This window comes from Halomonas sp. 707B3 (assembly GCF_024158645.1).
GTDB classification, from domain to species: domain Bacteria; phylum Pseudomonadota; class Gammaproteobacteria; order Pseudomonadales; family Halomonadaceae; genus Vreelandella; species Vreelandella lionensis.
The window spans coordinates 1-12,095 of record NZ_JAMZBE010000111.1; the positions used below are offsets into that span (position 1 = coordinate 1).

Annotated in this window: 6 protein-coding genes and 1 pseudogene; 2 read left to right on the forward strand and 5 right to left on the reverse strand. The window is 57.6% G+C overall.

Going from position 1 to position 12,095, the window contains the following annotated elements; all coding sequences use genetic code 11:
- Together BIS10_RS13670 and fdxA are read left to right on the forward strand one after the other, a co-directional pair.
- Positions 1-603, forward strand: a pseudogene (locus BIS10_RS13670) (DNA mismatch repair protein MutS); the annotation flags it as partial.
- Positions 604-796: 193 nt separating this feature from the next.
- Positions 797-1,120 carry a ferredoxin FdxA gene (gene fdxA / locus BIS10_RS13675; protein WP_044628866.1) on the forward strand — a complete coding sequence of 108 codons (324 nt, stop codon included), beginning with the start codon at positions 797-799 and terminating at the stop codon, positions 1,118-1,120.
- A gap of 490 nt (positions 1,121-1,610) precedes the next feature.
- On the opposite strand, the gene eno is transcribed toward fdxA, so the two are convergent.
- The 5 genes from eno to gltB all read right to left on the reverse strand — a co-directional run bounded on the left by eno (position 1,611) and on the right by gltB (position 11,725).
- Positions 1,611-2,900 carry a phosphopyruvate hydratase gene (gene eno, locus BIS10_RS13680; RefSeq protein ID WP_253505969.1) on the reverse strand — a complete coding sequence of 430 codons (1,290 nt, stop codon included), beginning with the start codon at positions 2,898-2,900 and terminating at the stop codon, positions 1,611-1,613.
- Positions 2,901-2,968: 68 nt separating this feature from the next.
- Complete coding sequence (gene kdsA, locus BIS10_RS13685; RefSeq protein WP_253505971.1) at positions 2,969-3,832, reverse strand: 3-deoxy-8-phosphooctulonate synthase; 864 nt, start codon at positions 3,830-3,832, stop codon at positions 2,969-2,971.
- A 10-nt stretch (positions 3,833-3,842) separates the two neighbouring features.
- Entirely contained in the window at positions 3,843-5,498 is a 1,656-nt protein-coding gene (locus tag BIS10_RS13690; protein WP_253505973.1) for a CTP synthase, read from the reverse strand.
- Positions 5,499-5,831: 333 nt separating this feature from the next.
- Positions 5,832-7,250 (reverse strand): FAD-dependent oxidoreductase, encoded by a 1,419-nt coding sequence (locus BIS10_RS13695; RefSeq protein ID WP_253505975.1) that lies wholly within the window; start codon positions 7,248-7,250, stop codon positions 5,832-5,834.
- Positions 7,251-7,282: 32 nt separating this feature from the next.
- Positions 7,283-11,725, reverse strand: coding sequence for a glutamate synthase large subunit (gene gltB / locus BIS10_RS13700; protein WP_253505977.1), 4,443 nt, complete (start codon positions 11,723-11,725; stop codon positions 7,283-7,285).
- Between the last annotated feature and the right edge of the window lie 370 nt (positions 11,726-12,095).

The window sequence follows — 12,095 nt, forward strand, 5'->3', positions numbered from 1 at the left end:
ACCCGGATCGGATCGTCAGATGATCTAGCGGGCGGGCGCTCTACCTTCATGGTAGAAATGACCGAAACCGCCAATATCCTGCACAATGCTACTGAGCACAGTTTGGTGCTTATGGATGAGATTGGCCGTGGCACCAGCACCTTCGATGGGCTTTCCTTGGCCTGGGCAAGCGCTGAGCACTTAGCCAAATCCCAAGCGCTAACGCTCTTTGCTACTCACTACTTTGAAATGACCGCGCTGCCTGAGCAAACAGAGGGGGTTGCCAATATTCACCTGACCGCCACCGAACACGGCGACGGCATTGTGTTTATGCATCGGATCGAAGCAGGTCCGGCAAGCCAAAGCTACGGTTTGCAGGTGGCACAGCTGGCGGGGGTACCTAGCCACGTGATTCGCCGCGCCCGTGAAAAGCTGATGATGTTAGAGCAGCGGGATGTGGACGAGCAGCAGCACCCAACGCCTAATATGAGTGCACCGCAGCAGAACGATCTCTTCGCCAGTGCGCCCCACCCGGTAGTAGAGGCGCTTAGTAAGGCAGATATCGACGATTTATCGCCCCGTGAAGCGCTGGCGTTGCTGTATCAGTGGCGCGAGCTGCTATGAAGGGAACTATAGAGAAAGGGTATAAAAAGCGGCCGTAATCGCATCAACGGATAACGGCGAGCGCTTGCCGCCGGGTAAGGGCACCACTAGAATGTCGCCCATACTTTTTATCTTATAAAAAACCGCTGATTTATAACCATTCACGATTGACCACGACCGGGAGACTTCTCGGTCTCGCAAGAGGGATAGCAAGATGACGTTTGTCGTTACCGAGAACTGCATCCAATGCAAATACACTGACTGTGTGGAAGTTTGCCCAGTCGACTGTTTCTACGAAGGCCCCAATTTCCTGGTTATTCACCCGGACGAGTGCATCGACTGCGCGCTGTGTGAGCCAGAGTGTCCTGCTGAGGCAATATTCTCGGAGGATGAGCTGCCAGATGGCCAAGAGCAGTTTATCGAGATCAACGCGGAGTTGGCCGAAGTGTGGCCCAATATCGCTGAGAAGAAAGACCCGCTGCCCGACGCCGAAGAGTGGGACGGAAAAACCGGTAAGCTGGAAAAACTAGAGCGTTAAGTGCTCCTGGCAAGACAAGCCGCGTAAAAACCAGCGTTCGCGCTGGTTTTTTATTGGCTGGAAAAGCCGCCGTGCAGAAAACGCGCATAAAAAAAAAGGCGACCCGTAGGTCGCCCGCTCCAAGCACTTCCTCTGACCACTCCCTGTGTCAACCTCCTCAGGCTACTTCCTTGCCAGGACTCACATCTCTGTATCACCCGGCGCACCTGCTTGCATCCCGTTGCATCCTGCCTGAAGCATCCTTGCCTCCCCTTGTCCTGAATGCATTGTGGCAGAACAGCCCAAGTTCTCAAGCAAGCTCAAAACGCAAAAGGCGAGCCTGAATGGCTCGCCTAATTTCAAAAAAATCATAAAATTCAATCACTTAAATTAAGATTAGTGAAGAATTTCGTTTTTTCTTACAGCAATCCGAGCGAATGTCGTCGGCATCTGTAAGAGATCTCTTACAAAAAATTGAGAGATCTCTTACGCATAGGTGCTGCTTTTGTGCTTACTGGCCTTTAATCGCTTTCAAACCTGGGTAGGTTACATCGCCAAGCTCGGCTTCAATGACCAGCAGACGGTTGTATTTCGCCACGCGGTCAGAGCGGCACAGCGAACCGGTCTTGATTTGACCAGCACAGGTGCCTACGGCCAAATCGGCAATAGTGGTATCTTCCGTTTCACCGCTACGGTGGGAAATGACCGCCGTGAAGCCAGCATCCTGAGCCATTTTGATCGCATCCAGGGTTTCCGACAGCGAGCCAATCTGGTTGAACTTGATCAGAATGGAGTTACCAATCTGCTCGTCGATGCCGCGCTTGAGGATTTTGGTGTTGGTCACGAACAAATCATCACCCACCAGCTGTACTTTATCGCCCAGCTTATCGGTCAGCGCTTTCCAGCCCGCCCAGTCGGACTCGTCCATACCATCTTCGATAGAGACGATCGGGTAGTCGGCACACAGGCCCGCTAGGTAGTCCGCAAAGCCTTCGGCGTCGTAGCTCTTGCCTTCGCCAGAGAGGTTGTACTGGCCATCCTTGTAGAACTCGGAAGAGGCGCAGTCCAGTGCCAGCGTGACGTCGCTGCCCAAGGTGTAGCCCGCATCGGCAACGGCCTGCTTGATGACCGCCAGGGCGTCCGCGTTGGAAGCCAGGTTCGGCGCAAAGCCGCCTTCATCACCGACCGACGTAGAGAGGCCTTTGGCAGAGAGCACTTTTTTCAGTGCGTGGAAAATCTCCGCGCCCATACGCAAGCCTTCACGGAAGTTCGCAGCGCCGACTGGCTGCACCATGAACTCCTGGATATCCACATTGTTATCCGCGTGCTCGCCGCCGTTCAGAATGTTCATCATCGGCACCGGCATGCTGTACTGACCGGGCTGGCCGTATAGCTCGGCGATGTGAGCGTACAGCGGCACGCCCTTGGCGTTTGCCGCGGCCTTGGACGCCGCCAGAGAGACAGCCAGAATCGCATTGGCACCTAGGGTCGCTTTGTTATCCGTGCCATCCAGATCCAGCATGGCGTTGTCCAAGCCGCGCTGGTCCCGCGCATCCATTCCCAACAACGCTTCACGGATCTTGCCATTCACGGCCTCAACGGCTTTTAAAACGCCTTTGCCGAGGTAGCGTGCCTTGTCGCCATCGCGCAGCTCAAGCGCTTCACGGGAGCCCGTGGAGGCACCGCTGGGTGCACAGGCAACGCCTACGGCACCGCTTTCCAAACGCACGGTAGCCTGAACGGTCGGGTTGCCGCGCGAATCGAGCACTTCCAGCGCGCTGATTTCAACAATTTTGGTCATGACAGTATCCTTTGGTTGTCGGTCTAATAGATGAAAGATCCAATGTATACCACGGATTAACGCCGCGATTAACGGATGGTTAAGGGATCGAAGCCTTTTACCAGAGCGTCTAACTGCGACAGCTGCGTTAAGAATGGCTCTAATTGATCCAGCGGCAGCGCACAGGGGCCGTCGCACTTGGCGTTATCGGGGTCTGGATGAGCTTCTAAAAACAGCCCCGCCAAACCAACCGCCACGCCCGCACGAGCAAGCTCTGCCACTTGGGCACGGCGGCCATCGGCGCTATCCGCCCGGCCACCGGGGCGCTGCAGAGCATGGGTGACATCGAAGAACACTGGGTAACCGGTCTGCTTCATATCGCCAAAGCCCAGCATATCTACGACGAGGTTGTTATAACCAAAACTGGTGCCACGCTCGCACAGCATCAGGCGGTCATTGCCCGCTTCCTGAAACTTGTTGAGGATATGGCGCATTTCATGGGGAGCTAAAAACTGCGGCTTTTTGATATTAATCGCCGCACCCGTTTTCGCCATTGCCACCACTAGATCGGTTTGGCGCGCCAAAAAGGCCGGCAGCTGAATAATATCGGCGACTTCAGCAGCAGGCGCTGCCTGCCACGGCTCGTGCACATCGGTAATGATGGGCACGTGATGGCGCGCCTTGATATCGGCCAGAATTTGCAGGCCTTTTTCCAGCCCAGGCCCCCTGTAGGAGTGGATCGAGCTGCGATTCGCTTTGTCGAAACTGGCCTTGAACACATAAGGCATACCCAGCTTTTGCGTCACATTCACGTAGGCCTGTGCCACTTCATCGGCCAGCTCCGCCGACTCCAGCACGTTCATGCCGCCAAGCAGCATGAGGGGCAAAGAATTGCCGGCGGTTAAGCCGGCAACGTTGATGTGATGCTCTGGGAATTGGGATTGAGAAGACATGCTTCCCCCTTTATTCCTGAGGTGCGGCGTGGGCACGGGTGCGTGCCGTTTTGTGCTCTAGTGCGGCATTGACGAAGCCCGAGAAGAGCGGATGGCCATCGCGGGGCGTCGAGGTGAACTCCGGATGGAACTGACACGCCACGTACCAAGGGTGATCCGCCAGCTCGACCACTTCGACCAGCGACTGATCGACGCTCTTGCCCGAAATCACCAGGCCCGCAGCTTCCAGATCATCAATGAACTGGTTGTTGACTTCGAAGCGGTGGCGATGACGCTCGACGATTTCGTCGGCACCGTACGCTTCGCGGGCTTTACTGCCGGATGCCAGGTGGCACACTTGGCCGCCGAGACGCATGGTGCCGCCCAAGTCAGACGCCGCATCACGCAGTTCGATCTTGCCTTCGGCGTTGATCCACTCAGTGATCAAACCCACCACCGGGTGTTTGGTATCGTGAGTAAACTCGGTGGAGTTAGCATCCTTCCAGCCTGCCACGTTGCGCGCAAACTCAATCACCGCCACCTGCATGCCTAAACAGATACCCAGGTAGGGAATGTTGTTTTCACGGGCAAACTGGGCGGTCAGAATCTTGCCTTCCACACCGCGCTCGCCAAAACCGCCGGGCACCAGAATGGCGTCTTTGCCTGCCAGGCGCTCGGTACCGTGACGCTCGATGTCTTCGGAGTCGATATAGTCGACGTTGACCTTGATGCGGCCCTGAATACCCGCGTGGATCAGCGCTTCGTTTAGCGACTTGTAGGCATCCAGCAGCTCCATGTACTTACCGACCATGGCGATGCTGACCGACTTCAGCGGGTTCAGCTTGGCATCGAGTACCTTGACCCACTCCGACAGATCCGCAGGCTCAGCTTCTAAGCGCAGCTTGTCGCAGACGATATCGTCCAGGCCGTGCTCGTGAAGCATTAGCGGAATGCGGTAGATGGTGTCGGCGTCTTGCAGCGGCACTACCGCACGCTCTTCCACATTGGTGAACAAGGCAATCTTGCGACGCTCGCTCTCCTCAAGCTCCACTTCGCTGCGGCAAATCAAAATATCCGGCTGGATACCGATGGAGCGCAGCTCTTTTACGCTGTGCTGCGTCGGTTTGGTTTTGGTTTCGCCAGCGGTCTTGATGTACGGCACCAGGGTGAGGTGCATGTAAATGGCGCGGCTGGCGCCCAGCTCGCTGCGAATCTGACGAATGGACTCCAGGAACGGCAGTGATTCGATATCGCCGACCGTACCGCCGATCTCCACCAGCGCCACATCGAAGCCTTCGCCTCCAGCGTAGACGCGCTGCTTGATCTCATCAGTGATGTGCGGAATGACCTGCACAGTGCCACCCAGGTAGTCACCCCGGCGCTCTTTGCGCAGCACATGTTCGTACACGCGGCCGGTGGTGAAGTTGTTGCCCTGGGTCATTTTGGTGCGAATAAAGCGCTCATAGTGACCTAAGTCCAAGTCCGTCTCGGCGCCATCCTCGGTGACGAACACCTCGCCGTGCTGGAAGGGACTCATGGTGCCCGGGTCCACGTTGATGTACGGGTCGAGCTTGAGCATGGTGACCTTAAGGCCGCGGGCCTCGAGAATCGCCGCCAGCGAGGCCGACGCGATGCCCTTGCCAAGAGAGGACACAACGCCGCCGGTCACGAAGATATATCGTGTCATGGAAAACCTGTCGAAACGTGATCAAAAGGCGTAACAGAAAGCCACACCAGGATGGGACGACAGAATAGCAGAGTACGCCTTAAGGCTCAATTTGAACTGAAACAGCGCCAGCCTCGGTCACGAGCTAAAGCTGCCTCCCACCCTAGCTACTGGCTGCACATAAGCAGTGGGAGGCCGATTGATCGGGCTAAAGGATGCCGATGCACAGTTGCCCCAGAGGTAGGTCTGCGCGAGGGCGCTGTGAACCCATCCCTGGGCGCTACTTTTGTCATCCATGACAAAAGACCCTCGCTACGACCTACCCCTGGTGCTGTTCGGCATGACATACACACTTTACACGCCTAGGTAATCCAGAATGCCCTCGGCGGCCTGACGCCCTTCATAAATAGCGGTGACCACGAGATCGGAGCCGCGCACCATATCGCCACCGGCAAAGATTTTCTCGTTGCTGGTTTGGAAGGCGTACTGGCCATGCTCAGGCGCTTTAACAAGATCCCATTCGTTGACGTCGATATTGGCGCTATCGAACCACGGTGCCGGGCTTGCCTGGAAACCAAAGGCCACCACGACTGCATCAGCCGCAACGATCTCTTCAGACCCCGGCACGACTTCGGGACGACGACGGCCGTTCTCATCCGGCTCGCCCAGGCGCGTACGGACTACCTTCACGCCCTCGACCTTATCTTCGCCCACTACCGCTACCGGCTGGCGGTTGAACAGGAACTCGACGCCCTCTTCCCGTGCGTTAGCCACTTCACGGCGCGAGCCCGGCATGTTCTCTTCATCCCGGCGGTAGGCACAGGTCACGCTGGCGGCGCGCTGACGAATCGAGGTGCGGTTACAGTCCATCGCGGTATCGCCACCGCCCAGCACCACCACGCGCTTGCCTTCCATGGAGATAAAGTCGTTCGGGTCTTTCTCGAAACCCAAGCGGCGGTTTACGTTGGCAATCAGGAAGTCCAGCGCCTTGTATACGCCGGGCAGATCTTCACCGGGGAAGCCACCCTGCATGTACTTGTAAGTACCCATGCCCAGGAACACCGCGTCGTACTCCTGCAGCAGCGTCTCGAACTCGACATCAGTACCGATTTCGGTATTCAGACGGAACTCAACGCCCATCTCCTCGAATACCGCACGGCGGCGCTCCATGACGTTCTTTTCCAGCTTGAACTCAGGGATACCAAAGGTCAGCAGACCGCCAATTTCGGGGTACTTATCGAACACCACCGGCTTGACGCCGTTGCGCGCCAGAATATCGGCACAGCCCAAGCCCGCAGGACCTGCACCAACAATCGCGACTTTCTTATCGGTCCACACCACCTTGGACATATCAGGGCGCCAGCCCATGGCAAAGGCGGTATCGGTGATGTATTTCTCCACCGAGCCGATCGTCACCGCGCCAAAGCCGTCGTTCAGGGTGCAGTCACCCTCGCACAGACGATCTTGGGGGCACACGCGGCCACACACTTCCGGCAGCGAGTTGGTTTTGTGAGACAGCTCGGCGGCTTCAATAATGTTGCCTTCCACCACCAGCTGCAGCCAGTTGGGAATGTAGTTGTGTACCGGGCACTTCCACTCGCAGTAGGGGTTGCCGCAGTGCAAGCAGCGGTGCGCCTGGCTCGCCGCATCGGTGGGCTTGAACGGCTCGTAAATTTCCGCGAACTCTTTGGCCCGGGTGTGCGCCGGTTTTTTCTGTGGGTCTTTACGACCCACGTCGACAAACTGAAAATCGTTATTTAAACGGTTGGCCATGATCTCTCTCCTCGAAGCGTAGGCGCTGACGGTTATTGCGGCTGACGCCGAGACTGATCCAGCAGACTACCCAGGCTGGCCGCTTTTGGCTTCACCAGCCAGAAGTGGCGCGCGTAGTCGCTGAAGTCTTCCAGAATCGCCGCACCGCGTGCGGAACCCGTCGCGGCCACGTAGGCCTCGATCATCTCCCGCAGGTGGCGACGGTAGGCTTCCATCGCTTCGGTGTTGACCCGGTGAATCTCGACCAGCTCGTGGTTGTACTTATCCACGAAGCTACGATCTTCATCCAACACGTAGGCAAAACCACCGGTCATGCCCGCACCGAAGTTAACGCCGGTCTCACCCAGCACGCAGACCAAACCACCGGTCATGTACTCACAGCAGTGGTCGCCAGCACCTTCAATTACTGCCGTCGCACCCGAGTTACGTACTGCAAAACGCTCGCCTGCGGTACCAGCGGCAAACAGCGTGCCGCCTGTCGCCCCATAGAGGCAGGTGTTGCCGATAATGGCCGTTTTATGGCTCTCGAACTGGCTGACCTTGGGCGGCACGATCACGATGCTGCCGCCGTTCATGCCTTTACCGACGTAGTCGTTGGCATCGCCTTCCAGGTAGAGGTTCAGGCCACGAGCGTTCCATACGCCAAAGCTTTGTCCCGCCACGCCGGTAAAGCGCGCGGTGACCGGAGCGGCCTCAAGGCCATCTTCACCGTAACGCTTGGCAATGGCACCGGAGGTGAGCGCACCTACACTGCGGTCGCAGTTGGTGATGGTAAAATCGAACGTGCCGCCAGACTGAGACTCAATGGCCTCTTTCAGCGCCGCCAAGACTTCCTGGTTTTTGGCACCCGGGTCGTGGGGCACGTTACGGCTCACTTCACAGAACTGCGGCGCATCTGCAGGCACGAAGTCGTTCGCCAGCAGCGGCATTAAGTCCAGCTTACGCTGCGACGCCGTATTGCCTTCCAGCACTTCCAACAGGTCCGTGCGGCCAATCAGGTCGGTGAGCTTACGCACGCCCAGCATGGCCATCAATTCGCGCACTTCTTCAGCAATAAAGCGGAAGTAGTTTTTCACCATATCCACGGTGCCGCGGAAGTGCTCGCCACGCAGGAAGTCATCCTGGGTCGCTACACCGGTGGCACAGTTGTTCAGGTGGCAAATACGCAGGTATTTACAGCCCAGCGCAACCATCGGCGCGGTGCCGAAACCGAAGCTCTCCGCGCCGAGGATCGCCGCTTTAACGACGTCGAGGCCGGTCTTCAGACCGCCATCGGTTTGCAGACGGATTTTGTCCCGCAGGCCGTTAATGCGCAGCGCCTGATGCACCTCGGGCAGCCCCAGCTCCCAAGGGGAACCGGCGTGCTTGATGGAGGTGAGCGGGCTGGCTGCGGTGCCGCCGTCGTAACCAGACACGGTGATCAAATCCGCATAGGCTTTGGCGACACCGGTCGCAATGGTGCCGATCCCTGGCTCGGAGACTAGTTTTACCGAGACCTGCGCGTCTGGGTTGACCTGTTTGAGGTCAAAGATCAGCTGCGCCAAGTCTTCGATGGAGTAAATATCGTGGTGCGGCGGCGGTGAAATCAGCGTGACGCCGGGCACCGAGTAGCGCAAGCGGGCAATCAGTTGATTGACCTTACCACCCGGTAGCTGGCCGCCCTCACCGGGCTTCGCACCCTGGGCCACCTTGATCTGCAGCACTTCGGCATTGACCAAGTAGGCCGGAGTCACGCCAAAGCGCCCAGAGGCGATTTGTTTGATTTTCGAGCTGCGAATGGTGCCGTAACGAGCGGGGTCTTCGCCGCCCTCACCGGAGTTGGAGCGACCACCCGCCTCGTTCATGGCCTGTGCCAGCGCTTCGTGCGCCTCAGGCGACAGTGCGCCTAGCGACATGCCGGCGCTATCAAAGCGCGGAATCAGCGCTTCAATGGGCTCGACCTCTTCCAGCGGCACCGGAGACTCAGAAGGCTTGAGCGTCAGCAGGTCACGAATGGTGGCCACCGGACGCTCGTTGACCAGTTGGGCAAACTTTTTCCACTTGGCGTAGCTGCCTTCTTGCACAGCGGCTTGCAGCGATTTCACTACGTCCGGGTTGTAGGCGTGGTACTCGTGGCCGTGCACGTACTTGAGCATACCGCCTTGAGAGATCCCTTTGCGGGGAATCCATGCATCCTTGGCCAGCAGCTCTTGCTGAAGCTGAAGCTCAGCAAAGCCGGTGCCCTGGATACGCGAAGCCATGCCCACAAAGCAGGTGTTCATGACTTCATCCGACAGGCCTACCGCTTCAAACAGCATCGAGCCACGGTAGGACGCCAGCGTTGAGATGCCCATTTTCGAGAGAATCTTGAACAACCCTTTCTGCAGGCCTTTGCGGTAGTTCTCGCGGGCATCCGCCGGGTTGCCGGTCAGCTCGCCAGTGCGATGCATATCCGCCATGACCTGGTAGGCCAGCCACGGGAAGACAGCCGTTGCACCAACGCCGAACAGCACGGCCATCTGGTGGGCATCGCGGGCGTAGCCGGTTTCCACCACGATATTAGCGTTAGGACGCAACGCTAAACGGCCAAGGTGAGAGTGCACCGCACCTACTGCAAGCGCCGCCTGAATGGGCAGTTGTCCTTTCGGCAGCTCGGCATCGGTGAGCACCAGAATGACCTTGCCAGCCTTCACCTGCGCTTCGGCTTCTTGGCACAGCGCGGTAATCGCCTGTTGCAAACTGGTCTGCTCTGGGTCGTAACCCAGCGGCAGAATATGGCTAGTAAACGCCGGATCTTCCTGGTTCACCAGCGCAGTAAATTTACGCGGCGACAGCACAGGGGTTGTCAGAATCAAGCGGTGGGCGTGCTCAGGCGTCGCCTGGAAGACGTTCAGCTCGGCACCACAGCAGGTTTCCAACGACATCACGATCGCTTCACGCAGCGGGTCGATCGGCGGGTTGGTGACCTGAGCAAATTTCTGACGGAAGTAATCGGTGAGCAGACGCGGACGGCTCGACAGTACCGCCATGGGCGTATCGTCCCCCATGGAGCCCACCGCTTCCTGGCCACTTTCCGCCAGCGGGCGCAGCACTTGGTCACGCTCTTCAAACGTCACCTGGAACATCTTCTGCTGCACGTTCAGCGCGTCGGTATCCATGGTTTGGAAACGCGCCAGCTCGGTCAGCGCCGACTCCAGATAGTTCGCTTCCTGCTTCAGCCAGCGCTTGTAGGGGTAAGCGGACTTGAGGCGATCATCGATATCCTGGGTGTGTAGCACCTCACCGGTTTGGGTGTCCACGGCCAACATTTGACCAGGGCCCACGCGGCCTTTTGCCACCACGTCTTCCGGCTTGTAGCCGTAAGTGCCAATTTCAGACGCCAGGGTGATGTAGCCGTTCTTGGTAATCACCCAGCGCGCCGGGCGCAGGCCGTTACGGTCCAGCATACATACTGCTTGGCGACCGTCGGTCATCACCACGCCTGCGGGGCCGTCCCACGGCTCCATGTGCATGGAGTTGTACTCGTAGAACGCGCGCAGCTCGGCGTCCATGGTCTCGACGTTTTGCCAAGCGGGCGGCACCATCATGCGTACGGCACGGTGCAGTTCCATGCCGCCGGTCAGCAGCACTTCCAGCATGTTGTCCATACTGGAGGAGTCAGAACCGGTGGTGTTGACGATTTCGTCCAGTTTGGCGATGTCCGGCAGGCGTTCGTTAACGAAGTTCGCTTTACGCGAGTTCGCCCAGCCACGGTTGGCTTCAATGGTGTTGATTTCACCGTTATGCGCGAGCAGGCGGAACGGCTGCGCCAGCGGCCAGCGCGGCGCCGTGTTGGTCGAGAAGCGCTGGTGGAAAACGCAGATGGCGGTTTCCAGACGTGGGTCGTTGAGGTCTTTGTAGAACGCCGGTAAATCTTCCGGCATCACCAAGCCTTTATAGGAGACCACTTCGGTGGAGAGCGACGCCACGTAGAAGTCTTCGTCGCTGCGCAGCGCCTGTTCGGCGTAGCGGCGGCCCATGAAGAGATCAACGTCGAAGTTTTCGCTGCTGCCGGGGGCGACGAACAGCTGTTCAATGCGCGGTAGGCAATCTAGCGCCATAGGGCCACAGACACTCGAGTCGGTAGGCACAACACGCCAGCCCAGTACGTCCAAACCACGCGCGCTTAGCTCGGCGGCCAGGGTCTCTTTTGCCTTGGAGGCACGCGCGTCGTCGTTCGGCAGGAAAACCGAGCCCACCGCAAAGCGCTCGCCTAGCTCCACATCGAGCGCTTCTTTTGCAGCAGCACGCATGAACTGCGCGGGCATCTTCAGCAGCAGGCCACAACCGTCGCCGGTTTTGCCATCTGCCGCGATACCACCGCGGTGGGTCATGCAAGTCAGTGATTCAATAGCCGTTTTCAGCAAGTCGTGGCTGGCCTGCCCTTCCATATGGGCAATAAGGCCAAAGCCGCAGTTATCGCGAAACTCGCCTGGCTGGTGAAGACCTCTATTCATGGGCGTGCCTCTAGTCAGCGTATTTTGTAAGCAGCGTTTTTATGGTATTATTGCGGGTTTTTCTTTTTTTATGGATCTTGTTACCCGCCCAAAATAGGGTATTTTCCGTATCCGCTGCTGCAAGAAAATGGTCGCTCAGCATAGCGATTTGCCACCGCGTAGCGCAATCGCCCGGCGCGCGCCAATCATCAAAAACCCTCGCCAAATCCCGTATTTGCATTACCGTTCAACAAAAAAATAGTTACACTTCAATGGCTTGCAAATAAAAGAAACGATATTTTAACGGCATAATCGAACCGTTAGACTTTAGTCTAATTACAAGCCAAAACCCCATGCCGATAGCGCATAAGGCATACGGATTCCATTATCC

Coding starts and splice junctions, on each gene's coding strand:
- fdxA (WP_044628866.1), top strand. CDS start 797: ATGACGTTTGTCGTTACCGAGAACTGCATCCAATGCAAATACACTGAC.
- eno (WP_253505969.1), bottom strand. CDS start 2,900: ATGACCAAAATTGTTGAAATCAGCGCGCTGGAAGTGCTCGATTCGCGC.
- kdsA (WP_253505971.1), bottom strand. CDS start 3,832: ATGTCTTCTCAATCCCAATTCCCAGAGCATCACATCAACGTTGCCGGC.
- BIS10_RS13690 (WP_253505973.1), bottom strand. CDS start 5,498: ATGACACGATATATCTTCGTGACCGGCGGCGTTGTGTCCTCTCTTGGC.
- BIS10_RS13695 (WP_253505975.1), bottom strand. CDS start 7,250: ATGGCCAACCGTTTAAATAACGATTTTCAGTTTGTCGACGTGGGTCGT.
- gltB (WP_253505977.1), bottom strand. CDS start 11,725: ATGAATAGAGGTCTTCACCAGCCAGGCGAGTTTCGCGATAACTGCGGC.